Raw genomic sequence first — 26,537 nt, 5'->3', positions numbered from 1 at the left:
GCCGCTGCGGGCGCCATGGCCGGCACCGCCGCCCGCGGGCTTGCCGCCGCGATCGCCCTGGCCGGCCTTGCCGGCGCGCATGCGTTCCATCATCTCGCCGCGTGCGGCCTTGGCTGCGGCCTGCATCACGTCGCGGCTCGGCGGTTTGCCGGCACCGCCCCAGATGGTCTGGCGGCCCATGGCGATGGGCTCGGCCTTCTCGCCCTCGTCGGGGCCGAAGCCGTCGATGACCTGCACCGGAATCGTTTGCTTGGTGAAGCGTTCGATGTCCATCATGAAGCCTTCCTCGTCCATGCAGACCAGGCTCACGGCCTCGCCGCTGGCGCCCGCGCGGCCGGTGCGGCCGATGCGGTGCACGTAGTCTTCGGAGACGTTGGGGATTTCGTAGTTGACGACGTGTGGCAGCTCGTCGATGTCGATGCCGCGCGCGGCAATGTCGGTGGCCACCAGGGCGCGCACGTCGCCGCTCTTGAAGCCGGCCAGCGCCTGCGTGCGGGCGCTCTGGCTCTTGTTGCCGTGCAGCGCCATGGCGCTGACGCCGTTCTTGGTCAGGAATTCGGCCACGTTGTTGGCGCCGAACTTGGTGCGCGTGAACACCAGCACCTGGCTCCAGTTGTGCTCCTGGATGATGTGCAGCAGCACCTGCTTTTTCTTGCCGCGGCCTACCGGGTGGATCACCTGGGTGATGCGTTGCACCGTGGTGTTGCTGGGCGTGACCTGGATGCTCTGCGGGTTCTTGAGCAGGGTCGCGGCCAGGTCGCGGATCTCGTCGCTGAAGGTGGCCGAGAACAGCAGGCTCTGCTTGTCCTTGGGCACTAGCGCGAGGATCTTTTTCACGTCGTGGATGAAGCCCATGTCGAGCATGCGGTCGGCTTCGTCGAGCACCAGCACTTCCACGGTGGACAGGTCCAGGAAACCCTGCTGCTGCAGGTCGAGCAGGCGGCCGGGCGTGGCCACCAGGATGTCCACGCCACGCTTGATGCGGTCGATCTGCGGGTTCATGCCCACGCCGCCGAACACCACGGTGGAGTTCAGGTCGAGGTATTTGCCGTACTGCCGCACCGACTCTTCCACCTGTGCGGCGAGTTCACGCGTCGGCGTCAGCACCAGGGCGCGAACACCCTTGCCGCCAAACTTGCTCTTGGGGGCTGCTTCGAGCGACAGGCGGTGCAGCAGCGGCAGCGTGAAGGCGGCCGTCTTGCCAGTGCCGGTCTGGGCGCCAGCCAGCAGGTCTTGGCCGGCCAGCACGGCCGGAATGGCCTGTGCCTGGATGGGCGTGGGGTGTTCATAGCCTTGCTCGCGCACGGCTTTCATGATGGCTGGGGCCAGGTTCAGTTCGTCAAATGTCATGTAAGAAACGCGTCCATCCGGGCGCTGGGTATCGGCCTGTCGGGGCAGCCCGTGTGGGGTTGCCGAGCCAGTGTCAGGCTGATCTGGTTCAAATGAGGGAGCCCGCAATGAAGGTTTGCATCGTCCCCAGCAGAGAGCTGTATTGCGCACAACTGGAGTGCGCAACAGCGGTTATTGTCGCATGAGTCGATAATCGGGGTTTGTTTGCAGAATCCTCTGCCTTCTTTTTGCAGGTGTGACTACTTCCGATGGCCCAATACGTTTATTCCATGAACCGTGTCAGCAAGACCGTGCCGCCCAAGCGGCAGCTCTTGAAAGACATTTCGCTCTCGTTTTTTCCTGGCGCCAAGATTGGCGTGCTGGGCCTGAACGGCTCGGGCAAGTCCACCTTGCTCAAGATCATGGCCGGGGTCGACAAGGAGTTCGAGGGCGAAGCGCTGCCGATGCCGGGGCTGACCATTGGCTATCTGGAGCAGGAACCCAAGCTCAATGACGAGCACACGGTGCGCGAATCGGTGGAAGAGTCGATGGGCGCGGTCTTTGCCGCCAAGGCACGCCTGGAAGAGGTCTACATCGCCTACGGCGCCGAAGACGCCGACTTTGACGCGCTGGCTGCCGAACAGGCCCAGCTTGAAGCCATCATTGCCACCGCTGGCACCGACTCTGAGCACCAGCTCGAAATCGCGGCCGATGCACTGCGCCTGCCGCCGTGGGACGCCAAGATCGGCCTGCTTTCCGGTGGCGAGAAGCGCCGCGTGGCACTGTGCCGTCTGCTGTTGTCCAAGCCCGACATGCTGCTGCTCGACGAGCCCACCAACCACCTGGACGCCGAGTCGGTCGAGTGGCTGGAAGTGTTCCTCAAGCGCTTTACCGGCACCGTGGTGGCCATCACCCACGACCGCTACTTCCTCGACAACGCCGCCGAGTGGATACTGGAGATGGACCGCGGTCGCGGCATTCCATGGAAGGGCAATTACAGCACCTGGCTGGAGCAGAAGGGCGACCGCCTGGCACAGGAGCAAAAGAGCGAAGAGGCCCACGCCAAGGCCCTGAAGAAGGAACTTGAATGGTCGCGCCAGAACCCCAAGGCGCGCCAGGCCAAGAGCAAATCGCGCCTGGCCCGCTTTGAAGAGCTGAGCGACTTCGAATACCAGAAGCGCAACGAAACGCAGGAAATCTTCATCCCTGTGGCCGATCGCCTGGGCAACCAGGTGTTCGAGTTCAAGAACGTCAGCAAGTCGTTTGGCGACCGCATGCTGATCGACAACCTGAGTTTCAACATTCCGGCCGGCGCCATCGTCGGCATCATCGGTCCGAACGGTGCCGGTAAGTCGACGCTGTTCAAGCTGCTGGCTGGCAAGGAGCAGCCCGACAGTGGTGAGGTCATCGTCGGCTCGACCGTGAACATGGCCTTTGTCGACCAGCACCGCGATGTGCTGGCCAACGAAAAGACCGTCTGGGAAGATGTCTCGGGCGGGCTCGACATCCTCAACGTCGGCAAGTTCCAGATGGCCAGCCGCGCGTACTGCGGGCGATTCAACTTCAACGGCGCCGACCAGCAGAAAAAGGTCGGCATGCTCTCGGGCGGCGAGCGCGGGCGCCTGCACCTGGCCAAGACCTTGATTGCCGGTGGCAACGTGCTGCTGCTGGATGAGCCGTCCAACGACCTGGACGTGGAAACCCTGCGTGCCCTGGAAGATGCGCTGCTGGAATTTGCCGGTAGCGTGCTGGTCATCAGCCACGACCGCTGGTTCCTCGACCGCATCGCCACGCACATCCTGGCCGCCGAGGGCGACAGCCAGTGGACATTCTTCGACGGCAACTACCAGGAATACGAAGCCGACAAGAAAAAGCGCCTGGGCGAAGAGGGGGCTCGGCCGCACCGCATGCGGTTCAAGGCGCTCAAGTAGCATCGGCGATCCAACGCCACTCGCCGGGGATCGCTTCGCCATGCCAGTGCCTCCATCCCGCTTGAGAACGGTCTTTAGGGCCTGTGTCGTCACCGCCGTGCGCGAGGGCGAGGCGGTGATGGCGCAACTCATCGAGGCCACGCGTGGGGCGTTGGCCGGCCAGGAATCGGGCACGCGCGGCATTGCGCAGCGCAACCTGGCCAGCGACGCGCTGCGCCTGCTGGGCCGGCACGAGGCTGCGCTGCTCAAGGCCTATCCGATGGCCTTGCTGGAAGTTTTTGCCGAAGGGCCTGCTGCCGCGCGGCCCCGGCAGACCGACCCTACCGGCATGGATTTTGGCGAACTGGCCCTGGTGGACGACGCCGAGGTCCAGGCCCAGGTCGAGCTCTCGCGCGCGCAGCAGCGGGCGCTGCATGCCACCGATGCGGCGCTGGCAGAACTCAACGCCCTCGTCAGCGCCGCCCAGGGCCTGCAGCGCGTGCAGCCCGAGCGCAACCCCTTGCGCCCGGAAAACTACATCCGTGCGCTGCAACGGGTGGTGACCGAGACCGGTGCGCCCGCGCCGGTGCGGGACCTGTGGATGCAGCATTTGGGCGAGTTGCTCGGGCCACAGCTCGTCGGCGCCTACCAACGCGCTGCCCAGGCGCTGCGCGGGCAGGGCGTCGAGCCCGTGGGCTACGGCGTGGCGCTTGTGCCCGGCGTGCGTTCGGGGTATTCGGGCTACGCGAGTGCCTATGCCGACAGTGGCCACCACAGCCAGGGCATGGCATACGGGGCACCGTCGGGATACGCGCGCGGTGGGGAGGGCGCCGGCTGGATGGGCGACCCCGCAGTGGGGACGTTGACCGCAGAGACCGAAGAGGCCTGGCTCACCGTAGGCATCCTGCGCCAGTTGTTGGCCGGCGGCGATCCGTACGCTGCGCTGCACGGCAGCGCATATGCAGTGGAGGCACCGACCCCAGGGCTGCACCCCGCATGGGCCGAGCCCCAGGTAGCAGGAGTCCCAACGCACACTGAACGGGCCGGTGGCCCGCTGCCAGCGGCTGCGGCCGAGGCCTTGCACGACATGGCGCAGCTGGAGCGGCTGGTCGGGCGCTTGGCCCAGGGCGCCCCCCTGTCTGGCGCGCGGCCCCTGGGGGCTGCGCTGGGCAGCCAGAATATTTCTTCTGGCAGTTCCATCGATTCCCCAGGGCGCGCCGCCGAGGTGGTTGCGCGCATGGTCGAGAACCTGGCGCAGGATGCGCGCCTGCTGCCAGCCGTGCAGCGTGCCGTGCAAAGCCTGGAGCCGGCGATCCGCAAGCTGGTGCGGCACGACCCCCGTTTCTTTTCCGACAGCCTGCACCCCGCACGCCGCCTGCTCGATGAGTTGACGCAGCGCAGCCTGGCATTCGCCTCACCGGAGGCGCCCGGCTTTGCTGGCTTCATGCGCACCGTCCATGAACGGGTGGAGCCGTTGTGCCGCCTCAAGGTCGTCAACGCCGCCTCCTTCGAGTCCGTGCTCGGCACGTTGCAAGCCGCCTGGGATGCGCAGGCGAACGAACTCCAGGCGCGGCACGAGGAAGAGGCGCAGCAGCGGTGGCAGGCGCAGCAGCGCGAAGCGCTGGCGGGGCGGATCGCCGCCGACATCCGCACGCTGTCCGGTGCCGACCAGGTCCCTGCCGATGTCTTGGACTTCGTGGCCGGACCGTGGGCGGATGTGGTGGCGTTGGCACAGTTGGAGGGGCCTGAGGCTGCCGATGGCGATCCGGGGGGCTACCTCGCGTTGGTGCCCGAACTTTTCTGGAGCGCCCAGCCCGCGCTGGCGTGCACCGATCCCGCGCGGTTGATTGAGGCCATGCCGCACCTGGTGGCCACGCTGCGCACCGGACTGCAGTCGATCAGGCACCCCGAAGACCTGGCCCGCGCCTTTCTGGAGCGCTTGACCGGTCTGCACCAAAGGGCGCTGGCCGCTGTTGAGACCATGCCGTCTGTGCCCGCGCAGCACGCTGCAGAGCCCGTGCCCCCTAAGACGGCCACCGCGCCGGCGCCGCCCGAAGTGGAGGCCGAGTTCACTGTGGGCACCTGGGTGGAGCTGCTCAGCAACCGCCGCACGGTGCGCACGCAACTGACCTGGACCAGTCCGCAGCACACGCTGTTCCTGTTCACGGCCCCGGACGGAAGCACCCAGTCGATGACGCGGCGCATGCGTGACAAGCTGGCGGCGCAAGGGGCCCTGCGCGTGGTCCCTGCGCCCCCGATGGCGCGTGCCACTGAGGGAGGTGCGGCCTCAGCGCCCGTGCGCAAGCCGCCCCACAGCCGCTGACGCGGCCCGGCTCACGCCGGAGGAAGCCGCTGGCGCACCAGCTGGATGTGGTTGCGCAGCGCATACAGCTCGTCGGCATATGACAGCGGCACGCTCACTTTTTCCACCTGCGCTTCGAGCTGGTCCAGCGCCTGCGACAGCGCCGCCATGGGCAGCTGGCCCGATTCCATGTCGGTTTCGATCTCGCGCAGCCGCCCGTACCAACGGAACACGCGCGAGCGCACGCGAAACTGGTAGAGCGGCGGCACGATGCGCGAGAGCGGCAGCAGGGCGGCGAGCAAGATGCCCAGTACCAGCCACATGCGCTCGATCAGGTTGGCGATCCAGAACGGCAGGTAGCGCTGCAGCAGCGGCACCGGCTCGTTGATCGCGCGGTCGGCCTCGGGGGCCATCGGCAGCTCGCTGAGGCGCGTGTTCGGAAACTCGCGGGCCCGGTTGAACCAGCCGGCCCCGCTGTGCAGCGCCTGGCCGGCCTGGGCAAACAGCTGCAGCAGGGCCGGGTGCGTGCCGCCCTGCGCCAGCAGCGCGGTGGTGGACGCCACCAACCTCACGTCGGCGGGCGGCACATCGCCCGCCAGGTCGACCACGCCGCGCGGCAGCGTAACGGGGCTCAGGAACGCAAAGCGGCGGCCATAGGCTTCGTGCTGCGGAAAGTCCATCAGTTGCACGCCGGGCGTTTGCAGCAGCATCTGCACCATCGGTGCCTCGGGCGCCGAGGCAAACACCAGCACATCGAGCTTGCCGGCGAGGAAACCCACCGTGGCCGGCGTCTGCCCGAGCTGCGAGAGCCGGAGGTCGGTGGGCGCGATGCGATTGGCAGCGAGCAGTTTTTCGACCAGCGTGGGCACACCGCTGCCGGCCGTTCCGACGTTCACGCGCAGGCCGCGCAGCTGGGGCAGGGCGTCCAAGCGCCCCGAGCGGTTGCGCTGGCGCGCGGCGTCCTCGCGGTAGAACAGCCACAGCGGCTCGACGAACAGGCTGCCCAGCGAGGACAGCCCTTCCCGGTCGCTGGCCTGCAGCTCGGCCGTGCCGCCTTGCACGAAGGCCAGGTCCGCGCGGCCCTCGCGCAGCAGCTGCAGGTTGGCCGACGAGCCTTCGCTGGGCAGCAGCACGACGCGGATGCCATCGGCCGCCAGCGCCTTCTGGTAGCGCTTGCCAAACTCTTCATAGGCACTTTGCGCCGGGCCGGTCGCCAGCGTCACCTGCTTGGGCGGCGTGGGCTTGAGCCACGCATAGGCCAGCGCCAGCAGGCCGACGGCGAGAAAGGCGAGGGGACCGGCGGAGATCAGCAGGTCGCGCAGCGACAGCAGCGTGTTGCGAAAGGCCTGGGGCATGGGCTGGGCCTTCAGGCCAGATCGGCCATGCAGGGCAGGTGCAGGCCTTCGTGCGTCGTGAGGCTCCGCGCGGCCTGCACCGCGCGCAGCGTGGCGCGCGCCGTCGCCTCGGCGGCCATGGTGGCCAGCACCAGCATGCCGGGGTGATGCGCCGCTCGGCCGGTGGCCAGGGCGAACAGCGTGTCACCGTCGCTCATGGTGTGTACGGGATTGATGCTGCGCGCCAGCCCGTCATGACCGGCCATGGCCAGGCGCTGGGCCTGCACCTTGGAGAGCAGTGCATTTGTGGCGATCACGCCAATGGTGGTATTGCTGCCGGCCAGTATCGGATGGGGCGGCTCGCCGCGCAGCAGGGCGCGGCGCGTGTCGCGCAGCGCCAGTCCATCCACCGTGCGGGCTCCCGCCAGGGGCAGGCCAGTATCCGGGTCGACCACGTCGCCCACGGCATTGCAGGCGATGAGGGCGCCCACGGTCACATCGCCCACGCGCACCGACGCGGTGCCCAGTCCGCCCTTCATGGCGTGCTGCATGCCGAACATCTTGCCCACTACCGCCCCGGCGCCTGCGCCCACATTGCCCTCGACCGGCGGCTGCCGCGTGGCGGCGGCGCAGGCAGCGTAGCCAGCGGCCGCATCCGGACGGATGGTCATGTCGCCCACATGCAGGTCGAACAGCACGGCAGCGGGCACCAGCGGCAGGCGGCCCACGCCCACGTCCAGACCCACACCCTGCTCTTCCAGCCAGCGCATGGCGCCTGTGGCGGCGTCGAGACCCCAGGCGCTACCGCCGGCCAGCATGATCGCATGCACGCTGCTCACCAGGTTGCCGGGTGCCAGCAGATCGGTCTCGCGCGTGCCGGGTGCGGCGCCGCGCACGTCCACGCCGGCGACGGCACCCTCGCGTGCGATGACCACGCTGCAGCCGGTGGGGCGGCGCGCGTCGGTGTGGTGGCCGACCTCGATTCCGTCCACATCGGTGATCGCGCCGACCGATGGGTTGTGTGTGTCAAATGGCATAGCGCGTCCATTATCCAGGGCGTGGCAGGGCGGCCTGTGGCAGCAGCTGTCACAAGTTTTCAGATGGGCGGTGAGCAGGGATTCGTCGCGACATGGCTTAAATAAATGAAATCACATAAGCATTCGTTTTTATATTTGTTGTGTGTATGAGGTGTTCTTTTCATACTACGTCCCGTTGGTACCGCAAGAGCTGGCGCCGCACCGTACGCGTCGACATGTACCCCGTGGCCAGCCAGCTGCAGAGGGGGCGTGCCGCCGATTCACATTCACAGAGAACGCAGGTGCCAGTTGTGCACCCGGAGATAGACACCCATGACCGATCGCTTCAAGACCCGCCGCTCCGTGCTGGCCATGGCCGCTTCCATCGCAGCCATCACCGCAACCTCATTCGGTTTGCCAGCAACGGCCATCGCCCAGGACGCTGGCAAGCAGCAGATCGTGATTGGCGGCACCGCCGGCTCCAACATCGACCAGCTGCAGGCCGGCATCGTGCCGCTGCTGCAGAAAAAGGGCTACAAGGTCAAGCTGGTCGAATTCAACGACTATGTGCAGCCCAACCTGGCACTGGCCGATGGCTCGCTGGATGCCAATTTCTTCCAGCACGAGGTGTACTTCAACCAGTTCAAGGGCGATCGCAAGCTGGATTTGTCGGCGCTGGTGCAGGGCCCCATCGCACCGATGGGCGTGTACTCCAAGCAACGCAAGAGCCTGGCCGAGCTGAAGGAGGGGGACCGTGTGGCCCTGCCCAACGACCCCAGCAACCTGGCGCGTGGCATCTTGCTGCTGCAGCAGGCGGGGCTGGTGAAGCTCAAAGAGGGTGTGAACCCGCTGCGCGTGTCGGAACTGGACCTGGCCTTTAACCCCAAGAAAATCAAGCTGGTGCCGCTGGACGCAGCCCACCTGCCCCGCGCGCTGGACGACACGCAGTTCGCCATCATCAATGGCAACTTCGCCATTTCCTCCGGTCTGAAGCTGCAGGAAGCTGTGTTGCTGGAAAAGACCCCCGAGCACTACCTGAACATCGCTGCCGTGAAGACCAAGGACAGGAACACGCAGTGGGCCAAGGATCTGGAGGCTGCCTTCCGTTCGCAGGAATTCAAGGCCGTGGTGGACACCAAGTTCGCGGGCTATGCCAAGCCCGGCTTCCTGCAGTAAACGTCATCGACACCAGCACCCCTTTTGCGTCAGGTATCACGCAGCCCAGGCGGCGTGATCCCGGGCCATGCATCTCTCCCCGGTGTGCTGCAGCAGCTTTCGCGGCAAAAGAGCCAGGCACGCGTTTCTGGCTCTATTTGCAGCCACGCTTTATCGGTGCGTTTGGGCATCGCCGCGCTGGCAAGGCGCACCAAAGTTACTGGCGCCGGATTGCCCTCGGCGGGTGATTGCAGGGTGCCAACAGATCGGTTTCGCTTGTCCCGGTTGTCGCGCCGCACATGTCCATGGCGCCCTCGAACGCCATGACAAGACGGCAGTCCGTGGGATGGCGGTGCTCAGTGAAAGTGGCCGACCTCAATGCCCGCCACGCGGGTGCTGCTGCCGGGGGCGCCGGCGGGAGAAGGTGCATGCATGGCGGGCGATTGCGGCGCCGGGATCCCGTGGCCCGGCGCGCTCGCCATTCAGAGCTTGCTGTTGCGCAGCCGCAAGGCGTTGCTGATCACCGAGACCGAGCTCAGGCTCATCGCCAGCGCCGCAATCATGGGCGACAGCAGCCAGCCGGTGAATGGGTACAGCAGGCCCGCCGCCAGCGGGATGCCCAGCGCGTTGTAGGCGAAGGCGAAGGCCAGGTTCTGCTTCATGTTGCCCACGGTGGCCACCGATAGCGCGCGTGCCGTGGCGATGCCGCGCAGGTCGCCCTTGACGAGGGTGACCTGCGCGCTGTTCATGGCCACATCGGTGCCGGTACCCATGGCGATGCCGACATCGGCGCGCGCCAGCGCAGGCGCGTCGTTGATGCCGTCGCCGACCATGGCAACGTTGCGGCCTTCTTTCTGCAGGCGCTCGACCAGTGCCAGCTTGTCGGCCGGTTTGACCTCGCCATGCACCTCGTCAATGCCCAGCCGCTGGCCCACAGCGCGCGCAGTGGTCAGCCCGTCGCCCGTGGCCATCACCACGCGCAGGCCGGCGGCGCGCAGGCTGGCCAGGGCTTCGGGCGTGCTGGCCTTGACGGGGTCGGACACCGCCAGCAGGCCGGCCAGTCGGCCGTTTACCGCCAGGTGCATCACGCTGGCGCCCTGGCTGCGCAAGGCCTCGGCCTGCGTGGCCAGCGGTGCCACGTCCACGCCGGTTTGCTGCATCAGCACCGTGTTGCCCAGCGCCAGTGCCTGCCCGGCGACGTTGCCGCGCACGCCGATGCCGGAGGCGGAGTCGAACTGCTCGGCTGCGGTCAGCGCCAGGCCACGCTCACGCGCCGCATTGACGATGGCCGCCGCCAGCGGGTGTTCGCTGCCCTGGTCCAGGCTGGCGGCCAGGCGCAGCACGTCGTCGTCCGCAAAGCCCGCTGCGGCCACCGCGCGCTCGAAGGCCGGCCGGCCTTCGGTCAGGGTGCCGGTCTTGTCGACGATGAGGGTGTCGATCTGGCGCAGGTTCTCGATGGCCGCCGCATCACGGAACAGTACACCGCGGGTGGCGCCGCGACCGGTGGCGACCATGATCGACATGGGCGTGGCCAGGCCCAGCGCGCAGGGGCAGGCGATGATGAGCACCGCCACGGCATTGATCAGGCCATACACCCAGCTCGGCTGCGGGCCGAATAGCCCCCAGCCGAAAAACGTCAACAGCGCCGCTGCCACCACCGCCACCACAAAGTAGCCGGCCACGGTGTCGGCCATGCGCTGCATGGGTGCACGCGAACGCTGGGCCTGCGCCACCATCTGCACGATCTGCGACAGCACGGTGGCCGAGCCGACATGCTCCGAGCGCATGACCAGCGCGCCGCTGGTGTTGAGCGTCGCGCCGATGAGCTTGTCGCCCACGCGCTTGGTCACCGGCAACGGCTCGCCGGTCAGCATGGATTCGTCGAGCGCGCTGCTGCCTTCCTCGACCACGCCGTCTACCGGCACCTTCTCGCCGGGGCGCACGCGCAGCCGGTCGCCCACATGCACATGGGCCAGCGGAATGTCTTCTTCGCTGCCATCGGGCGCGATGCGGCGCGCCGTCTTGGGCGCCAGGCCGAGCAGCGACTTGATGGCGGCCGAGGTCTGCGAGCGCGCCTTCAGCTCCAGGATCTGCCCCAGCAAGGTCAGCGAGATGATCACCGCTGCCGCCTCGAAATACACCGCCACCCGCCCCATGGAGATGAACGAGTCGGGGAACACCTGGGGCGCCACCGTGGCCACCACGCTGTAGGCAAAGGCCGCGCTGGTACCCAGGCCGATCAGCGTCCACATGTTGGGGCTGCGGTTCACCACCGACTGCACACCGCGCACCAGAAACGGCCAGCCGGCCCACAGCGCAATCGGCAGCGTAAGTACCAGCTCGATCCAGCTTTGCACGGCCATGTCGAACCAGCCCAGCCGGTGGCCGAACATCGCCAGAAAGGTGACCACCACGGTGAGCGGCAGCGTCCACCAGAAGCGGCGCTGAAAGTCCACCAGTTCGGGATTTTCTTCCTCGGTCAGTTCGGGAATCAGCGGCTCCAGCGTCATGCCGCACTTGGGGCAATTGCCGGGGTGGTCCTGCCGGATCTCCGGGTGCATGGGGCAGGTGTAGACCGCGTGGTCGCCGGCTGGAGCGTTCACTGGTGCTGCTCCAGATGCGTGCTCGGGCACAGGCGGGGCGTGACCCGGTTCATGTGGATGTGCATGTGTATGCCCCTGCCCGGAGCCTTCCGGCTGCAGTGTCATATGGCATTGAGGGCAATGGCCGGGGTGGTCTTGCCGCACCTCCGGGTGCATGGGGCAGGTGTAGATGTTGCCGGGGATCGGGGCCTGCGCCGACGGGTGCTGTGGGCCGTGGCCATGGTGCGAAGGGCCATGTGGGTGGCCTGGGGTGGCTGTATCGGGCGGGTTCATGGGGGCCTTTCTGGCTGGATGTGCCGGTGGGTGTCTTTAGCGTGCGGCTTCCATGCGGGTGATGAAGTACCCGCCACTTTGCCGTTCGACGTGGAAGCGCACCTTGTCGCCGGGCTGGAACGACGCAAGCATGCTGGCGTCGTTCACGCGGAACACCATGGTCATGGGCGGCATGCCGAGGTTCTTGATTTCGCCGTGGCGCAGTGTGACCTTGAGCGTGCGTGGGTCCCAGCGGGTGATTTCGCCTTCGCTCAGCTCACTCTGGTCTGCAGACGCGCTGCTCTGTGCGCGCTGTGGGGCCGGCGCAGGAGGGGCCGGCGCAGGAGGGGCCGCGGCGGAGTGGTGGCTGTCGTGGTCGTCCGCCGAGGCTGGGGCCTGCGCCAGGGCTGGGCCCAGCGCGCCGGCCAGCAGCAGGGCGATGAGGGCAGGGGCGAGTGCTTTCATGACGCGGCCTTCTGGTTGTAGCTCTTGAAGACGCGGGTGCTGCCATCGCGCGCGACCAGCAGCACATCGTAGGGGTCGCGGCGGTTGCCGTACACCGCGCCGTCCATGCCGGGCGAGCCCACGGGCATGCCGGGGACGGCCAGGCCGAGCGCCTTGGGCTTTTGCTGCAGCAGGGCGCGCACGTCGCTGGCGGGCACATGGCCCTCGAGCAGGTAGCCGCCGACCAGCGCGGTGTGGCAGGAGCCGAGTTTTTGCGGCAGGCCCAGGCGGCTGCGCACGGCGTTGTTGCCGGTGTCGTGCACGGTGACCTTGAAGCCATTGGCCTGCATATGCTCCACCCAGTCTTTGCAGCAGCCGCAGCTCGGGTCTTTCCAGACCTCGACGGCGGTGGAGGTGCCGGTGGCCGCGCGCACCAGGCGCGGCGCGGCCAGGGCTGCGGCCAGCAGGGGCAGGGTCGTGAGCAGGCGGCGGCGGGCGAGGCCGCTGTGCGGGGCTGCCAGGGTGGTGAAAGCGTGGGGTGTCTGCATGGTGGTGTCCTTGGGTGAATAGCGTGGATGGGGGATGTGCGGGTCAGCGGGCGCGGGGCCGCACGGTGATGGTTCCGGTCATGCCAGCCTGGTAATGGCCTTCGATAAGGCAGGCGAAGTCGAAATTGCCGGGGCGGTTGAACTGCCAGACGATGTCCCCCTGCTTGCCGGGGGCCACGTGCGCCATCGAGGGCGCGTCGTGCTCCATGCCGGGGTGCTTGCGCATCATCTCGGCGTGGGCGTCGAGGTCGGCCTGGGTGCCGAGCACGATCTCGTGCATCAGTCGGCCCTGGTTCTCGACGCGCAGGCGCACGGTGTCGCCCTCGCGCACTTCGATGTGGTTGGGCTCAAAGCGCATGGCGTCGGTCATGCGCAGCGTGATGGTGCGCTGCACGGCAGCAGCGTCGCCGGCAATGCCCCAGGCGGTTTGCTCTTTGGCGGGCTCGGCCGCGTGGGCTGGGGCATGGGTTGCGCCTTCATGGCCAAAAGTGGCTCCAGCGCTTACCAGTAAAGCGCAAGCAGCTATGAATTTAATAGTTTTCATGGTTTCTCCTGGAACAAAAATCGTCAATGGGAATGGGTGCCGGCGGTGGGTTTGCGCACCGTGGCGGCGCCGGGGGCGGTGGCTGCGGGTTGGCTGCGCGGGGCTTCGGGCAACTGCGCGGGTGCGCCCTGCCATTCAGAGGGCTGCGTGCCCGGCGGGTGCTGAAAATCGCCCGGATCGCGGTAGTCGTCCGCAGCCAGCCCCTTGCGCACCTTGAGCGTGGTGAACATGCCGCCCATCTCCAGCGGGCCAAAGGGGCCGGTGCCGGTCATCATCGGGAAGGTGTTCTCGGGCAGCGGCATCTCCATGGCGCCCATGTCGGCCATGCCGCGCTCGCCCATCACCATGTAGTCGGGCACGATTTTCTGGATCTTGCCGACCAGGCCGCGGTGGTCCACGCCGATCATGGTGGGCACGGCGTGGCCCATCGCGCCCATGGTGTGGTGGCTCTTGTGGCAGTGCAGCGCCCAGTCGCCCAGTTCGTCGGCAATCAGCTCGACTTGCCGCATCTGGCCCACGGCCACGTCGGTGGTCACTTCGGGCCAGCGCGCGCTTTGGGGCACGGGGCCGCCGTCGGTGCCCGTCACCTCGAACTCATGGCCGTGGATGTGGATGGGGTGGTTGGTCATGGTCAGGTTGCCCACGCGGATGCGCACCCGCTCGCCCTGGCGCGCCACCAGCGGGCTGATCGCGGGGAACACGCGGCTGTTGAAGGTCCAGGTATTGAAGTCCGTCATGGTGTTGACCTTGGGCGTCAGGCTGCCGGGCTCCACATCGTAGGCAGACAGCAGGAAGGCATAGTCACGCTGCACTTCGGCGATCAGCGGATGCTTGCCCTTGGGGTGCGTGATCCACAAGCCCATCATGCCCATGGCCAGTTGCACCATCTCGTCGGCATGCGGGTGGTACATGAAGGTGCCTGGGCGGCGCGCCGTGAACTCGTAGACGAAGGTCTTGCCCGGCGGAATGTGCGGCTGGGTCAGGCCCGCCACGCCGTCCATGCCGTTGGGCAGGCGCTGGCCGTGCCAGTGCACGCTGGTGTGCTCGGGCAGGCGGTTGGTGACGAAGATGCGCACCCGGTCGCCTTCGACCACCTCGATGGTCGGGCCCGGGCTCTGCCCGTTGTAGCCCCACATGTTGACCATGAAGCCGGGTGCCACCTCGCGCACCACGGGCTCGGCCACCAGGTGGAATTCCTTGACGTTCTGGTGCATGCGCCAGGGCGCGGTCCAGCCATTGAGCGTGACCACGGGCTGGTAGGGCCGGCCCGTGGGCGGCACCAGGGGCGGCGCCGTGTCGGCGCTGGTTTGTATGGCGGGCTCGGGCAGCGCGGCCAGGACCACGCGGCTGACGGAGGCGGCGGCCACGGCGGCGGCTGCGCCGGAAAAGAAATTGCGGCGGTTCATGTCAGTGGCCTTGTGGGGAGGAAGTGGCAGCAGCGCCGGATGTCAAACCTTGCAAGGCGCCCGGCGATGTGCCGGTAAGGGCGAGCTGCAGATCGGTCTCGGCCAGCCAGAAGTCGCGCTGGGCCTCGATGGCGTTGGCCACGGCTTGCGTGCTGGCGCGCGCCTCGGCCAACAGCTCCCACACGCTGGCCAGCATGCCGTTGTAGCGCAGGGTGGTCTCGTCGGTGATGAGCTGGCGCAGCGGCACCACCTCGCCCTGCTGCTGGCGCGCCAGATCGAGCGCGGTGCGGTAAGTGAGCCAGGTGGCGCGCACCTCGCTGCGGGCGCGCACGGCGGTGTCTTGCAGTTGGGCGGCGCTTTGCTCCACCTGGGCCTGGGCGCGGGTGCGTGCGGCGCCGCCCCAGTCAAACAGGGGCAGGGGCAGGTCCAGCTCCCAGCCGCGCTTTACGTCGCGCTCGCCCGTCGCTCTTTCGGTGATGGTGTTGCGGCTGTAGGCCACGCCGATATCGCCAAACACGGCCCCCGCGCGGCTCCAGCCTTGGCGGGTGGCCTGGGTGTCGAGCTCGCGGCGCGCGGCCTGCACGTCGAGGCGTTCGCGCAGCGCGCTGGCTTCAATATCGTCGGCAGGTAATGCGGTCGCGGGCAGCGGCGGGAGCTGTTCTGCCAGCCGGTACTGCGCTTGCAGCCCCCATACGCCCATGCGGCGGTTGAGCTGCTCGCGCTCGGTGGCGGCGGCCAGGCGGGCGCGGGCCAGCTGGGCGCTGGCCTCTTGCAGCACGGCCTGTTCGCGCGCCTGCTGCAGGCGGCTCCAGTTGCCCACGCGCGCCATGCGCTGGGCCAGCTCGGCGCCCACCTCGGCGGCGTCGACCATCCGCTCGTGCGTGGCGGCCACCTGCTCGGCGGCCACGGCGCGCAGCCAGGCGCGGCGAGTGTCAGCGGCCAGCGCCACCACCCCTTGCGCCGCTTGTTGCGTGGCGATCTGCAGGCGCTCGGCCTGCCGCGCGGTGCGCCAGGGCAGGGTGATGAGGTCGAGCAGGCTGAAGGCCAGCGTGCGCTCAATCTCGCGCTCGTGGCCGCTGGTGAAGCGCCCTAGGGTCAGGTGCGGATTGGGCAGCGTGAGGGCCTGCACGCGCTCGGCATCGGCGATGCCCAACGCGGCCAGCCGGGCTTGCAGGCCGGGGTTGTTGAGCAGGGCGATGCGCACGGCCGCATCTTGCGTGAGGGGCTGGGCCAGCCAGCCCCGGATGGCGTCTTGCACTTGCGCGCGCGCAGTGGGGTCGGACGAGGGCAAGGCGACCTCGGTGCCCCCGGTGCGGCTGCCGGCCAGGGCCTGGACTTCGCCGCGCAAGCCATCGGGCGAAACGCTGGCGCAACCGGCCAAGAGTGCCGCAGACGCCAGCAGCGCGAGGCGGTGAAAAGCGCTCATGGTTGCCTCTCCCCAGCGTGTTGCGGGTGCATGGGCAGGGCGCCCGCTGCGGCCTGCGTTGCCTCCCAGACCAGGATGTCGGCGTGGCCGCGCGGGAAGGCGCCTACCGCTTCGTTGGCTGCGCGCCAGGCCTGGGGGGCGGAGTCCTGCGCTTGAACTCGCAAGGGACTGATACCCCGGTAGTTAATGGGGGCCGTGGGTGCGGCGGGGTTGGCCGCGTCCGCCAGGGCATGGGTTGGCGGGCTTTGTGCCAGCGCGAGCCACGGCACCAGCAGGGCCAGGCCGGCCAGCCGGCGGGGCGGAAAAAACGGGAAAGGGGCGCGCATGGCGATCTCCGGACAACGAACAAGGCATTGCGCTGCGGCCTGCCAAGCGCCGCAGGGACGCTTTTCAGGTTTTTGCAGACGCACTTCGGGCGTCGGAGATCAGAGGATGGGTGGCTTGATGGCGAGCGCGGCCTGCGCGCTGGCGAACGGGGCGGTGGCGGTGGGATGCACTTCGCTCGAAGCGTGGGTGGGCGGGGCCGCCAGGGTGGGCGGCGCCGGCAGGGCCGAGTGGCAGATATCGCAGGCCGAGCAGGCGGGGCTGTGCGCGGGGACGTCGCAGCCGTGGCATGCGGGCTGCGCCGTGCTGCCACGGGGATCGCTCGCGCCGGCATGCAGAACGGCGTGCGCTGGGACTGTGGGGGCGACGCTTTGCGCCAGTGCATGCCCCACATGCACCGTTGGGCTGGTGTCCGGCAGTGCCGGCACCATCCCCGCCGCCATGGCGGTGCCCATGAGGCCCCGAAGGACCAGTAGCAGCATCAAGGCCAGGGAAAGAAAGCGGCGCATGGGCTAATGATAAGGCGGCGTCTGCAAAGGTTCCACGGCGCGCAGGGGAGATGCACGGGTCACACCGCCATGTAGCGACCGGGCCGGTGGTTCATGGCCAGCACCAGGTTCATCGCCACTGCGCCGGCCACCGACCAGGCCACGCGCACGGGCTCCACCGTCCACAGCGCCAGCAGCACGATGCAGCAGTCCACGCCCATCTGCACCTTGCCGGCGCGCCAGCCGTAGCGGTTTTGCAGGTAGAGCGCCAGGATGCCCACGCCGCCCAGGCTGCAGCGGTGGCGGAACAGCACCAGAAAGCCGGTGCCCGTGATCAGGCCGCCGGTGATGGCGGCATAGAGCGGCTGCAACTCGGCAAAGCGCAAAAAATGCGCTTGGAGTTCGGTGACCACCGACAGCAGCAGCACGGCCACAAAGGTCTTGAGCGTGAATGCGCGGCCCATCTTGCGCAGCGCCAGCCAATAGAACGGCAGGTTGATGGCAAAGAAAATCTTGCCAAAGCCGATGCCCGTGGCGTAGTGCAGCAAGAACGCCAGCCCCGCGGTGCCGCCCGTCAGCAGCCCGGCACTGGTGTAGAAGGCCACGCCGACCGAGATCAGCAGCACGCCGGTGAACACCGCCACGGCGTCTTCGGTGGGGCTGTGCGCGGTGGTCTGGGCCATGGAGGTAGTTGGGGTGGTGGGCGTCGTCATGGGCAGCGGGGCAGGCAGCGGGCGGCTGCGCGGGGGATTGCACCATGGCGCCGAGACTGCGCCTTGAGGCACATCAAGGCGCGCGCGCAGGCGACCGCGTTGTTGCTCTTGAATTGATAGCTTCAGGCGATTGTCCCATAAGCGATGGATGTCTTTTTCATTCGAAACTTACGCTGCCGTGCGCTCGGGCCGCAGCATGCGCAGGCCGTTGGCCACCACGAGGAGGCTGGCGCCCATGTCGGCGAACACCGCCATCCACATCGTTGCCTGCCCGGCCAGCGCCAGGGCCAGGAACACCAGCTTGATGCCCAGCGCGAACGCGATGTTTTGCCGCAGCACGGCGTGCGTGCGGCGCGACAGGCGCACCGTCTCGGCCACGCGGCGCAGGTCGTCCTTCATGAGGATGACATCGGCGGTCTCCATCGCCACGTCGGTGCCGGCGCCACCCATGGCAAAGCCGAGGTCGGCCTGGGCCAGGGCCAGCGCGTCGTTGATGCCGTCGCCGGCCATGGCCGTCATGCCGTATTGCTGCTGCAACGCGGCGATGGCGGCCAGCTTGTGCTCGGGCAGCAGGCTGGCCTGCACATGCTCGATGCCGGCTTCGCGCGCAGCCGTGTGCGCGGCGGCGGCGTGGTCGCCGGTGAGCATGGCAGGCACGATGCCGAGCGCGCGCAGTTCGGCCACGGCCTGCACGGTCTGCGGCCGCAGGGTGTCGGCCACGGCAAACAGCGCGCGCACGGCCGTGGCGTCGGCCAGCAGCGTGACACTGCGGCCCTCGGTCTCGTGCGCGCTGGCGGCGGCCTCGGCGGCGGCGCTCCACAGGCCACGCTCCTCCATCAGCCGCCGGTTGCCCAGCTGCCAGAGGCTGCCAGCGATCTGTGCCTGCACGCCGCGGCCCGGCAGGGCGGTGAAGCCGTGGACCTCGGGCAGCAAGATGGGCGAGGGCAGACCGGCCGCGATGGCCTGCGAGACCGGGTGGTCGGAGCGCCGGGCCAGCGCGGCGGCCACGGCGCCGGTGTTCTCCGCGCCTTCGCCAAAGAACCGGTGCCCGACCAGCACCGGGCGGCCGGTGGTCACGGTGCCGGTCTTGTCGAAGGCCACCGCGCGGATGCCGCGCGCCTGCTCGAGCCACGCGCCGCCCTTGATGAGGATGCCGCGCCGCGCCGCCGCCGCCAGCCCGCTGACCACGGTGACGGGCGTGGACAGCACCAGCGCGCACGGGCAGGCAATCACCAGCAGCACCAGCGCGCGGTAAATCGCGTCCAGCCAGCTCCAGCCCAGCAGCAGCGGCGCGCCCACGGCGACCCCGGCAGCCAGCGCAAAGATGGCCGGCGTGTAGCGGGCAGCAAAGCGGTCGACCAGTCGTTGCGTCGGCGCGCGCGCGGCCTGGGCCTGCTCGACAGCGTGGACGATGCGGTCGAGCGTGGTGTGGCCGGCGGCGGCCGTCACACGCAGCTCCAGCTCGGACTGGGCATTGAGCGTGCCGGCAAATAGCGGGTCGCCGGGGGCCTTGTCCACGGCCAGGCTCTCGCCCGTCACGCTGGACTCGTCGACTGCGCTGCGCCCGCGCACCACGGTGCCGTCCAGCGGCACGCGCCCGCCGGGGCGCACGCGCACCGTGCTGCCCACGGCCACCTGCACGGCCGGCACGCTGCGCCACTGGCCATCGGGCCCTTGCATTTCGGCCTCGTCGGGGCTGAGCGCCAGCAGCGCGCCGATGGCGTGGCGCGCGCGGCCCACGGCGCGCTCTTCGATGCGCTCGGCCAGCGCGTACAGCGCCATCACCATGGCGGCTTCGGGCCACTGGCCGATGGCAAAGGCGCCGGTCACGGCCACCGCCATCAGCGCGCTGATGCCCAGCTGCCCGCGCCAGAGCGAGCGCACGCCGCTCTGGTACACGCCCAGGCCGGCGAGCAGGATGGCCGCCGCCGCCAGCGCCATGCCGGCGCCGTGCCACAGCGGTGTGTCGGGACCGACCAGGTGCAGCAGCTCGGCGCCGGTGGCAGCCAGCAGGGCAGCGCCGATGCGGCCCCAGCCGGGCAGGGCGCTGTGGTCGTGGCCGCCGTGGCTGCTGTGGCCGTGCGCGCCCTGCGGCGCGGTGGCGCCGGAACTGCACGCGGCGGCCCTGTCGCTCGGGCAGCACGAGAGGTCGATGCGCGCTCCGGTGGCGCTGCCCGTTGGGTGGCTGTGCGCCTGGCCATGGGGGTGCGCATGGCGATCGGCGCCGGGTGCGGGTGCGGCGGTGGGGTTCTGCATGGATTTCCTCTGTCTTTCTTCGGTGGCGGGCGGATTCCGATCCGCCATGCCATGATTGGAATCCTTGAAGCCACTTGAAGGTCAAGCCATGTCCGCACAAGTCCCTGCCGCGCTGGCCGATACCGCGCGCTGGCGCATCGGCGAGGCGGCGCGCCGCTCGGGCGTGTCGGCGGCCAACATGCGCTACTACGAAAAGGAAGGGCTGCTCAGCCCGGGCAGCCGCGAGGACAATCGCTACCGCCTCTACAGCGAGGCCGACGTGCACCGGCTGCGCTTCATCCGCCTGTGCCGGGCCATGGACATGTCGCTCGACGAAGTGCGCACGCTGCTGGCGCTGAGCCGCGACGCGCCGGCCGACGCCCACGTCGCCTGCCACACGCTCGACGAGCACCTGGCCCACGTGCGCACGCGCCTGCAGGAGCTGGAGGTGCTCGAGCACGACCTGCGCGCGCTGCGCAGCCGCTGCGATGGCGCCGACGCGCACTGCCGCACCCTCGACGCGCTGCACGCGCAGGCCGATGCCCAGGCCGGGGGCCTGCCGGGCGGTGCCGCGCCCAAACGCCATGTGTGAAGGCCGGGATCGGCAAGGCCATTCACTATGAAAACAATAGCTGTCAGCGTATGACAGGCAAGCGCAGGGGCCGGTTTTCATGGATATTCAGTATGATGCGCCCATGCTGACCCGCCTGCCCGCCCTCTCCCTGCCCGAGCGCCTGTGGCGCGCCGCGCAGCGCTGGGCGCTGGCCTGGGCGCGCATCGTCTACCTGGGCGCCGTGGTGCTGGTGATGGTGCTGTCGCCGTCGAGCTATGGGCGCGCGTCGCGCCGCACGCTGGCGCGCCACCTCTACACGGACACCGCGCCGGTGCTGATGGGCTTCACGGTGCTGGCGGCGCTGCTGTGCGTGGTCGTCACGCGCATCGTGGTGGTGGCGGCGCTGAGCTATGGGCTCTCGCGCTACGCGATGGAAATGCTGATCCGCGTGCTGGTGCTCGAGCTCATCCCGCTCACGGCCACGCTGTTCGTGGCCATGCGCTGCACCATTCCGAGCGGCTCGCAACTGGCACTGCTGCGCCAGTCGGGCCACTTTGCCGCGTTGCGCCGCGCCGGCGGCGACCCGATGCGCACCGAACTGCTGCCACGCGTGGTGGCAGGCGTGTTTGCCAGCATCACGCTGGCCGCGCTGTCGTGCGTGGTGGCGCTGGTCATGGTGTACCTCAGCGTCTATGGTTTCAACGCCGCCGGCCTGCCGAGCTACACGCGCGTCTTTGGCCAGGTGTTTACGCCCGCGGTCACGCTGGTGTTCACGCTCAAGACGCTGTTTTCGAGCATGGCGGTGGCGCTGATCCCCATGACCGCCGGCATGTACGACAGCGGCCAGGGTGCACAGCCCGACTCCGAACTGGGCGGCCTGGCGCGCATGTTTGCGGTGCTGCTGCTGATCGAGCTGGGCTCGCTGATGGGCAACTACTATTGAAAGGGAGGGCACCCATGCCCCTGCTTCGTGTTTCGTTTTTCCCGTGCCGCGGCGGCCTCGCCCCATGAACGGCGACCTGCCTCCCCAGCCTGCGCCGCCCGGCGCGCTGCCTCCGGCCGCCGAGCCGCTGCGTCCGGTGGCGCACCTGCAGCTCAAGGCCGCGGCGCTGCTGCTGTTTACGCTGGCGCTCATCGTCGGCTCGGGCGTCTACCTGCTGTATGCGCGTGGCGCGTTCGAGCCCACGCAGACGCTGGTGCTCACGGCCAACGACTCCGAGGGCGTGGTCGTGGGCATGGACATGACGTTCTCGGGCTTTCCGATCGGGCGTGTGCGCCGCATCGAACTGGCCGAAGGCGGCAATGCCCGCATCCTGATCGACGTGCCGCGCAAGGACGCGCACTGGCTGCGCACTTCGAGCGTGTTCACGCTGGTGCGCGGCGTGGTGGGCGGCACCAACATCCGCGCCTACAGCGGCATGCTGACCGACCCCGTGCTGCCCGACGGCGCCGAGCGCCCGGTGCTGGGCGGCGATGCGCTGGGCGAGGTGCCGCAGCTCATGGCGGCGGCGCGCGAACTGCTGGGCAACCTCAACACGCTCACGGCGCAGGACTCGGCCCTGGGCACCAGCATGGCCAACGTGCAGGCGCTGACCGAACGCCTCAAGGGCCCGGGCGGCGCACTGAACCTGCTCATGGGCAGCGAAGCCGATGCGAAAAAAATCGTCGCCACGCTCGACCACACCAATGTGCTGCTGGCGCGCATCGACGCCATGGCCGCCAAGGCCGACACGCAGGTGTTTGGCCCGGGCGGCGTGATGCCCGAAGTCCGGGCCACCGTGGTGCAGCTCAATGGCCTGCTGGCCGACACGCGCAACAGCCTCAAGAAAGTCGATGGCGTGCTGGCCGAGGCACAGGCCGTGGGCGCCAATGTGCGGGCGGGCACGCAAGACCTGGGCGCGCTGCGCGCCGAGGTCGAGAGCAATCTGGCCAAGATCGAAGGCCTGGTCAACGAGATCAACCGCAAATGGCCGTTTGCGCGCGACCGGCAGGTGACGCTGCCATGAAGCGGTTCCCGTCCGTGCCAGACATTTCGCAACGCCCTGTGCGCGCGCAACGCAGGCCGCGCCTGGGCGCTGCCGCCGCGGTGCTGCTGTGCGCCGCGCTGGCCGGCTGCGCCAGCCGCCCGCCCGTGCCCGACTGGCAGCTCAACGCCCACGGTGCTGCGGAAAAGGCCGTGCAGGCCTACCTGTCGGGCGATGCGCGTGCAGCGCAGCGCGCGTTCGACAACGCCCGCGCCGAGACCGCCCGCACCGGACAGCCGGCGCTGCTGGCGCGCGTGGAACTGCTGCGCTGCGCGGCCCAGGTGGCCAGCCTGGTGAGCGAGCCCTGCAGCGCGTTCGAGGCCCTGCGCGAGGACGCTGCCGACCCGGAGACAGCCTACGCCCATTACCTGGCAGGCCAAGCTCAGCCAGCCGATGTGGCGCTGCTGCCCGCGGCCCAGCAGGGCGTGGCGGCGGCGGCCGCAGCGGGCGACGCAGACCATGCCGCCGCGGCGTTGGCGCGCATCCCGGACCCGCTTTCGCGCCTGGTGGCGGCGGGCGTGCTGCTGCGCAGCGGCCAGGCCAGTCCGCCGGTGGTGGCCGCTGCGCTCGACGCGGCGTCGCGCCAGGGTTGGCGCCGTCCGCTCCTGGCCTGGCTGGCCTTGCAGGCGGCACGCGCCGAGGCTGCGGCCGATGCCGAAGAAGCGGCGCGCCTGCGCCGGCGCATGGCGGTGGTGGAGCGCAGCGGGGCTGCGCAGTGAGGTGCGTGGCACCCGCGCGCGGGGCCGGGCTGGCCGCTCAGTGGGGCAGCAGGCTGGCAGGAATCCAGTGTTCGAGCCCCTGGCGGGCCCGTGCGAGCGCATCGGCCGCATTGGTGGCCGAATCGGGCCACAGCAGAGCGGCCGAAGCGACCAGGGCCAGAACCACGGTGCCCACGAAGGCCACCAGCGCGCGCGAAGGAGCGATGCCAGGACGTTGGAGGTGGTGGCGGCGCTTCATGGCGATTTCTCCGGTCAGTGCACGTGGCCGACGTGGCCACTGGCTGCAGTATTTCGATTACAGCCCGCGGTGGCGGTTCCGCATGTCAGACAAAGACGCTTTGCGGCCGTCGTTACAAGAACAAACCAGCACGCGCGGGGGCACTGCCTGATGGCGCCGGCATCCCGATCGCCTTTGGCCGAGGTGTGGATGGCGCTGGCCGTGCGCGGCATCGAGCAGGACGGGCCGCTCGACGATGCCCACGCCCTGGCCGAGGCCGCGCGCCTGCAGGCCGCGCCACAGCAGCGCTTGCGCGAGCGCGCCTGGCTGCTGGGCGAGCGGCTCGGCCTGGTGGCGCAGATGGCACGTTGGCGCGAGGCGGCCTGGCTGCTGGGCGCCGCTTTGGCCGTGGCCGTGGTGTTGCTGGCCAATGGCCTGGTGCTGGCCATGCTGACCGACGCGCGCAGCATCAACGCCGGCAGTGCCCTGGTCGCGGCGCTGGGGGTGCATGCGTTCACACTGCTGCTGTGGCTGGTGGCGCTGCTGCTGCCGGGCCGCTCCGGACCGGGCGCCTGGGGGAGACTGTCGTTCGGGCCCTTGCTGCTGCAGGCGCTTGCGCGCCTGCCGATGGGCCCGCGCCCCCAGGCGCAGGCGCTGGCACGCGCCGCAGCGCAGATGCTGCAGCGTGCGCGCCTCGCGCCCTGGGCCTTCGGGCTGGTCAGCCACTTGGTGTGGTCGGCCGCCTTTGTGCTGGTGCTGGGCGCACTGTGGCTGGCCTTTGCCTTCCGCGAATACCGCCTGACGTGGGAGACCACCATCCTCAGCGCCGACCTGTTTGCCGCCTTCGTGCAGGCCACGGGCCGGCTGCCGGGGTTGTTGGGCTTTCCGGTGTCCGAGGTGGCGGGGCGCGCCAGCGCGCAGGCGCCGCTGGTGCTGCCCGCGCGTGCGGCCGCCTGGTGGTTGCTGGGCTGTGTCACGGTGTATGGGCTGCTGCCGCGGCTGCTGTGCGCTGCGCTGTGCGCGGTGGTGTGGCAGCGGCGCAAGGGCCGCATACAAATCGACACCTCCGACCCGTATTTCAGCCAGTTGCTGGCGCGCTTCGCGGCCCTGCAGCCGGGCTGCGTGACCGATGCGGAGCACCCCGCGCCGCAGGGTCCCGCGTCGCTGGCCACGCTGGCGCCCGGCGCTGCCGGCCAGGCGCTGGCCGTGGTGGGCTTTGAGCTGCCGCAGGGCCAGGACTGGCCGCCCGGGGCGTTGGCCGCCGCCGCCCTGATCGAACGCATCTCCGGCACGCTGGACGAGCGCCGCAGCGTGCTTGGCGCGCTGGCCCGGCTGCGCCCGCGCGCGCTGGTGCTGGTGTGCAACGCCGCCGCCACGCCGGACCGCGGCACCGAGCGCTTTCTGCGCGAGGCCGGCGCCCACGCCGGCCACTGTGCGCTGTGGCTGGCCGATCCGCCCGCGGGACGGGGCCAGCCCCAGCGCCAGCGCTGGCGCGACTGGCTGGACGCCGCCGGCCTGCAGGGCGTGGCCAGTTTTGCCCAACCCACCGATGCCCTGGCCTGGGCCGAGCAACACCATGATCACAGCCGTACCGCCCCTTGAGATCGCCGTGGTCGGCCACACCAACGCGGGCAAGACCTCGCTCTTGCGCACCCTGGCACGCCAGCGCCACTTTGGCACCGTGGCCGACCAGCCCGGCACCACGCGGCACGTCGAGCGCATCGACCTTTGCATCGACGGCGTGGTGGCCGTGCGCTACTTCGACACCCCCGGCCTCGAAGACGCGGCCGCGCTGCAGCAGTATTTGAAAAACCTGCCCGGCGAGGGCACGCCGGTCGAGCGGGTGCGCGCCTTCTTGAAGGGCCCCGAGGCGCACGCTGCCTTTGAGCAGGAAGCCAAGGTGCTGCGCACGCTGCTCGCGGTGGACGCCGCCATCTACGTGATCGATTGCCGCGAAGAGGTGCTGCCCAAGTACCGCTATGAGATCGAGATCCTGAGCGCCTGCGCCAAGCCGGTCATGCCGGTGCTGAATTTCCTGCGCAGCGGGCACAGCCAGGAAGCGCAGTGGCGCGAAACGCTGGCCGCCTACCACCTGCACGCCTGGGTGCAGTTCGATGCGGTGGCGCCTTTCACGGGCGCCGAGCGCCAGCTCTACCAGGACCTGGGCGTGCTGCTGCGCGCGCGCCGCACGCAACTGCAGGCCATCACGGACGAGCTGGAAGCGCAGGCGCACGCGCGCCGTGTCGCCGCCACGCAGCTCGCCGCCAGCGTGCTGGTGACGGCCGCTTCCATGCGCCGCGAAATCGGCCGCGATGCAGCCGCCGACGCGTTCCGCAAGGCCGCCCTGGTGCGCGACTTCAAGGCGAGCCTGGCCGTCCATGTGGACCGGGGCGTGCAGGCCATGCTGGCGGTGTACGGCTTTGGCGCTGGTGACGCCGACGTGCACCTGGCGCCCTGGGCCAGCGGACGCTGGCAGACCGACCTGTTCAACCCGCACACGCTGGCAGATGCGGGCCAGAAGCTGGGCACCGGCGCCGCCGTGGGCGCGGCCGTGGGGCTGGTGGCCGATGTGGCGCTGGCCGGGCTGTCGCTGGGCGCGGCCACTGCCCTGGGCGCCGCCGTGGGCGGCCTGGCGAGCCAGGGCTGGAGCCAGGTGCCGCGCAAGATCGCCAACCGCGTGCGCGGCACCGAAGAGCTGACGCTCGAAAACGAAGTGCTGTTGCTGCTGGCGGGCAGCCTGCTGCACCTGTGCGCGGCGCTGGAGCAGCGCGGCCATGCAGCGCTGGACACACTGCACGTGGCCGCAGCCGGCGACGCCGATCCACCGCAGGGCACGCAGGCGCTGGCCGCCCTGGTGCGCAGCCTGGCGCCAGCGCGCAGTTACCCGCAGTGGGAGCTGGCGCAGCACGACCTGGCCGGCGCTGATGCGCGGCGCAGCCGCCTGGTCGAGCGCGTGGCGCAGGGGCTGCGCACGCTGCTCCAAGAATTTCCCTGA

At 69.4% G+C, this 26,537-nt stretch carries 23 protein-coding genes; 9 read left to right on the top strand and 14 right to left on the bottom strand.

Going from position 1 to position 26,537, the window contains the following annotated elements; all coding sequences use genetic code 11:
* Nucleotides 1–1,350: DEAD/DEAH box helicase (locus B2J89_RS12530; protein WP_169169422.1), on the bottom strand; the 1,350-nt coding region annotated here is incomplete at its 3' end.
* Nucleotides 1,351–1,598: 248 nt separating this feature from the next.
* On the opposite strand from B2J89_RS12530, the gene ettA reads away from it, so the two are divergent.
* The gene (gene ettA, locus B2J89_RS12525) at nucleotides 1,599–3,260 is read left to right on the top strand and encodes an energy-dependent translational throttle protein EttA (RefSeq protein ID WP_169169421.1); all 1,662 of its coding nucleotides are present in this window, start codon (nucleotides 1,599–1,601) and stop codon (nucleotides 3,258–3,260) included.
* 61 nt (nucleotides 3,261–3,321) lie between these two features.
* The gene (locus tag B2J89_RS12520; RefSeq protein WP_240965008.1) at nucleotides 3,322–5,562 is read left to right on the top strand and encodes a DUF1631 family protein; all 2,241 of its coding nucleotides are present in this window, start codon (nucleotides 3,322–3,324) and stop codon (nucleotides 5,560–5,562) included.
* 11 nt (nucleotides 5,563–5,573) lie between these two features.
* On the opposite strand, the gene B2J89_RS12515 is transcribed toward B2J89_RS12520, so the two are convergent.
* Together B2J89_RS12515 and B2J89_RS12510 are read right to left on the bottom strand one after the other, a co-directional pair.
* Nucleotides 5,574–6,896 (bottom strand): TAXI family TRAP transporter solute-binding subunit, encoded by a 1,323-nt coding sequence (locus B2J89_RS12515; RefSeq protein WP_169169419.1) that lies wholly within the window; start codon nucleotides 6,894–6,896, stop codon nucleotides 5,574–5,576.
* A gap of 11 nt (nucleotides 6,897–6,907) precedes the next feature.
* Nucleotides 6,908–7,912 carry a P1 family peptidase gene (locus tag B2J89_RS12510; RefSeq protein WP_169169418.1) on the bottom strand — a complete coding sequence of 335 codons (1,005 nt, stop codon included), beginning with the start codon at nucleotides 7,910–7,912 and terminating at the stop codon, nucleotides 6,908–6,910.
* A gap of 312 nt (nucleotides 7,913–8,224) precedes the next feature.
* Here B2J89_RS12510 and B2J89_RS12505 point away from each other — a divergent pair, with 312 nt between their 5' ends.
* Complete coding sequence (locus B2J89_RS12505) at nucleotides 8,225–9,067, top strand: MetQ/NlpA family ABC transporter substrate-binding protein (RefSeq protein WP_169169417.1); 843 nt, start codon at nucleotides 8,225–8,227, stop codon at nucleotides 9,065–9,067.
* 461 nt (nucleotides 9,068–9,528) lie between these two features.
* On the opposite strand, the gene B2J89_RS12500 is transcribed toward B2J89_RS12505, so the two are convergent.
* The 10 genes from B2J89_RS12500 to B2J89_RS12455 form a co-directional block, all read right to left on the bottom strand.
* Complete coding sequence (locus tag B2J89_RS12500) at nucleotides 9,529–11,922, bottom strand: copper-translocating P-type ATPase (RefSeq protein WP_169169416.1); 2,394 nt, start codon at nucleotides 11,920–11,922, stop codon at nucleotides 9,529–9,531.
* Nucleotides 11,923–11,958: 36 nt separating this feature from the next.
* Nucleotides 11,959–12,366 (bottom strand): copper-binding protein, encoded by a 408-nt coding sequence (locus tag B2J89_RS12495; protein WP_169169415.1) that lies wholly within the window; start codon nucleotides 12,364–12,366, stop codon nucleotides 11,959–11,961.
* Nucleotides 12,363–12,893 carry a DUF411 domain-containing protein gene (locus B2J89_RS12490; protein WP_169169414.1) on the bottom strand — a complete coding sequence of 177 codons (531 nt, stop codon included), beginning with the start codon at nucleotides 12,891–12,893 and terminating at the stop codon, nucleotides 12,363–12,365. The genes B2J89_RS12495 and B2J89_RS12490 overlap by 4 nt, the downstream gene beginning before the upstream one ends.
* Before the next feature lie 43 nt (nucleotides 12,894–12,936).
* Entirely contained in the window at nucleotides 12,937–13,437 is a 501-nt protein-coding gene (locus B2J89_RS12485; protein ID WP_169169413.1) for a cupredoxin domain-containing protein, read from the bottom strand.
* Nucleotides 13,438–13,460: 23 nt separating this feature from the next.
* The gene (locus tag B2J89_RS12480) at nucleotides 13,461–14,843 is read right to left on the bottom strand and encodes a multicopper oxidase family protein (RefSeq protein ID WP_169169412.1); all 1,383 of its coding nucleotides are present in this window, start codon (nucleotides 14,841–14,843) and stop codon (nucleotides 13,461–13,463) included.
* A 1-nt stretch (nucleotide 14,844) separates the two neighbouring features.
* Complete coding sequence (locus B2J89_RS12475; protein WP_169169411.1) at nucleotides 14,845–16,269, bottom strand: TolC family protein; 1,425 nt, start codon at nucleotides 16,267–16,269, stop codon at nucleotides 14,845–14,847.
* Nucleotides 16,266–16,595, bottom strand: a complete 330-nt coding sequence (locus B2J89_RS12470) for a hypothetical protein (protein ID WP_240965007.1) — start codon at nucleotides 16,593–16,595, stop codon at nucleotides 16,266–16,268. The genes B2J89_RS12475 and B2J89_RS12470 overlap by 4 nt, the downstream gene beginning before the upstream one ends.
* A 99-nt stretch (nucleotides 16,596–16,694) precedes the next feature.
* Nucleotides 16,695–17,075, bottom strand: coding sequence for a hypothetical protein (locus B2J89_RS12465; protein ID WP_240965006.1), 381 nt, complete (start codon nucleotides 17,073–17,075; stop codon nucleotides 16,695–16,697).
* A gap of 86 nt (nucleotides 17,076–17,161) precedes the next feature.
* Entirely contained in the window at nucleotides 17,162–17,794 is a 633-nt protein-coding gene (locus B2J89_RS12460) for a YitT family protein (protein WP_169169409.1), read from the bottom strand.
* A gap of 168 nt (nucleotides 17,795–17,962) precedes the next feature.
* The gene (locus tag B2J89_RS12455) at nucleotides 17,963–20,050 is read right to left on the bottom strand and encodes a cation-translocating P-type ATPase (RefSeq protein ID WP_169169408.1); all 2,088 of its coding nucleotides are present in this window, start codon (nucleotides 20,048–20,050) and stop codon (nucleotides 17,963–17,965) included.
* Between the two features lie 88 nt (nucleotides 20,051–20,138).
* Here B2J89_RS12455 and B2J89_RS12450 point away from each other — a divergent pair, with 88 nt between their 5' ends.
* From B2J89_RS12450 to B2J89_RS12435, 4 genes are all read left to right on the top strand, one after another.
* Nucleotides 20,139–20,621 carry a Cd(II)/Pb(II)-responsive transcriptional regulator gene (locus B2J89_RS12450; protein WP_169169407.1) on the top strand — a complete coding sequence of 161 codons (483 nt, stop codon included), beginning with the start codon at nucleotides 20,139–20,141 and terminating at the stop codon, nucleotides 20,619–20,621.
* Between the two features lie 103 nt (nucleotides 20,622–20,724).
* Entirely contained in the window at nucleotides 20,725–21,525 is an 801-nt protein-coding gene (locus tag B2J89_RS12445; protein WP_169169424.1) for an ABC transporter permease, read from the top strand.
* A 64-nt stretch (nucleotides 21,526–21,589) separates the two neighbouring features.
* Entirely contained in the window at nucleotides 21,590–22,588 is a 999-nt protein-coding gene (locus B2J89_RS12440) for an MlaD family protein (RefSeq protein ID WP_169169406.1), read from the top strand.
* Entirely contained in the window at nucleotides 22,585–23,325 is a 741-nt protein-coding gene (locus B2J89_RS12435; RefSeq protein WP_240965004.1) for a hypothetical protein, read from the top strand. Before B2J89_RS12440 ends, B2J89_RS12435 begins: the two co-directional genes overlap by 4 nt.
* Nucleotides 23,326–23,362: 37 nt before the next feature.
* On the opposite strand, the gene B2J89_RS12430 is transcribed toward B2J89_RS12435, so the two are convergent.
* A complete protein-coding gene (locus tag B2J89_RS12430) occupies nucleotides 23,363–23,563 on the bottom strand; it encodes a hypothetical protein (protein ID WP_169169405.1) in 201 nt (66 codons plus the stop codon).
* A gap of 150 nt (nucleotides 23,564–23,713) precedes the next feature.
* Here B2J89_RS12430 and B2J89_RS12425 point away from each other — a divergent pair, with 150 nt between their 5' ends.
* Together B2J89_RS12425 and B2J89_RS12420 are read left to right on the top strand one after the other, a co-directional pair.
* The gene (locus B2J89_RS12425; protein ID WP_169169404.1) at nucleotides 23,714–25,144 is read left to right on the top strand and encodes a DUF2868 domain-containing protein; all 1,431 of its coding nucleotides are present in this window, start codon (nucleotides 23,714–23,716) and stop codon (nucleotides 25,142–25,144) included.
* Nucleotides 25,119–26,537, top strand: coding sequence for a GTPase/DUF3482 domain-containing protein (locus B2J89_RS12420; RefSeq protein WP_169169403.1), 1,419 nt, complete (start codon nucleotides 25,119–25,121; stop codon nucleotides 26,535–26,537). The genes B2J89_RS12425 and B2J89_RS12420 overlap by 26 nt, the downstream gene beginning before the upstream one ends.

The sequence above is a fragment of the Acidovorax sp. SRB_24 genome (assembly GCF_012931925.1).
The sequence above is the reverse complement of the archived record's forward strand: the minus strand, read 5'-3'. Positions and strand labels throughout refer to the sequence as shown.

What these genes read in the sequence shown, in the direction of transcription:
- ettA (WP_169169421.1), top strand. Translation starts at nt 1,599, where the DNA reads ATGGCCCAATACGTTTATTCCATGAACCGTGTCAGCAAGACCGTGCCG.
- B2J89_RS12515 (WP_169169419.1), bottom strand. Translation starts at nt 6,896, where the DNA reads ATGCCCCAGGCCTTTCGCAACACGCTGCTGTCGCTGCGCGACCTGCTG.
- B2J89_RS12510 (WP_169169418.1), bottom strand. Translation starts at nt 7,912, where the DNA reads ATGCCATTTGACACACACAACCCATCGGTCGGCGCGATCACCGATGTG.
- B2J89_RS12505 (WP_169169417.1), top strand. Translation starts at nt 8,225, where the DNA reads ATGACCGATCGCTTCAAGACCCGCCGCTCCGTGCTGGCCATGGCCGCT.
- B2J89_RS12500 (WP_169169416.1), bottom strand. Translation starts at nt 11,922, where the DNA reads ATGAACCCGCCCGATACAGCCACCCCAGGCCACCCACATGGCCCTTCG.
- B2J89_RS12495 (WP_169169415.1), bottom strand. Translation starts at nt 12,366, where the DNA reads ATGAAAGCACTCGCCCCTGCCCTCATCGCCCTGCTGCTGGCCGGCGCG.
- B2J89_RS12490 (WP_169169414.1), bottom strand. Translation starts at nt 12,893, where the DNA reads ATGCAGACACCCCACGCTTTCACCACCCTGGCAGCCCCGCACAGCGGC.
- B2J89_RS12485 (WP_169169413.1), bottom strand. Translation starts at nt 13,437, where the DNA reads ATGAAAACTATTAAATTCATAGCTGCTTGCGCTTTACTGGTAAGCGCT.
- B2J89_RS12480 (WP_169169412.1), bottom strand. Translation starts at nt 14,843, where the DNA reads ATGAACCGCCGCAATTTCTTTTCCGGCGCAGCCGCCGCCGTGGCCGCC.
- B2J89_RS12475 (WP_169169411.1), bottom strand. Translation starts at nt 16,269, where the DNA reads ATGAGCGCTTTTCACCGCCTCGCGCTGCTGGCGTCTGCGGCACTCTTG.
- B2J89_RS12470 (WP_240965007.1), bottom strand. Translation starts at nt 16,595, where the DNA reads ATGCGCGCCCCTTTCCCGTTTTTTCCGCCCCGCCGGCTGGCCGGCCTG.
- B2J89_RS12465 (WP_240965006.1), bottom strand. Translation starts at nt 17,075, where the DNA reads ATGCTGCTACTGGTCCTTCGGGGCCTCATGGGCACCGCCATGGCGGCG.
- B2J89_RS12460 (WP_169169409.1), bottom strand. Translation starts at nt 17,794, where the DNA reads ATGACGACGCCCACCACCCCAACTACCTCCATGGCCCAGACCACCGCG.
- B2J89_RS12455 (WP_169169408.1), bottom strand. Translation starts at nt 20,050, where the DNA reads ATGCAGAACCCCACCGCCGCACCCGCACCCGGCGCCGATCGCCATGCG.
- B2J89_RS12450 (WP_169169407.1), top strand. Translation starts at nt 20,139, where the DNA reads ATGTCCGCACAAGTCCCTGCCGCGCTGGCCGATACCGCGCGCTGGCGC.
- B2J89_RS12445 (WP_169169424.1), top strand. Translation starts at nt 20,725, where the DNA reads ATGCTGACCCGCCTGCCCGCCCTCTCCCTGCCCGAGCGCCTGTGGCGC.
- B2J89_RS12440 (WP_169169406.1), top strand. Translation starts at nt 21,590, where the DNA reads ATGAACGGCGACCTGCCTCCCCAGCCTGCGCCGCCCGGCGCGCTGCCT.
- B2J89_RS12435 (WP_240965004.1), top strand. Translation starts at nt 22,585, where the DNA reads ATGAAGCGGTTCCCGTCCGTGCCAGACATTTCGCAACGCCCTGTGCGC.
- B2J89_RS12430 (WP_169169405.1), bottom strand. Translation starts at nt 23,563, where the DNA reads ATGAAGCGCCGCCACCACCTCCAACGTCCTGGCATCGCTCCTTCGCGC.
- B2J89_RS12425 (WP_169169404.1), top strand. Translation starts at nt 23,714, where the DNA reads ATGGCGCCGGCATCCCGATCGCCTTTGGCCGAGGTGTGGATGGCGCTG.
- B2J89_RS12420 (WP_169169403.1), top strand. Translation starts at nt 25,119, where the DNA reads ATGATCACAGCCGTACCGCCCCTTGAGATCGCCGTGGTCGGCCACACC.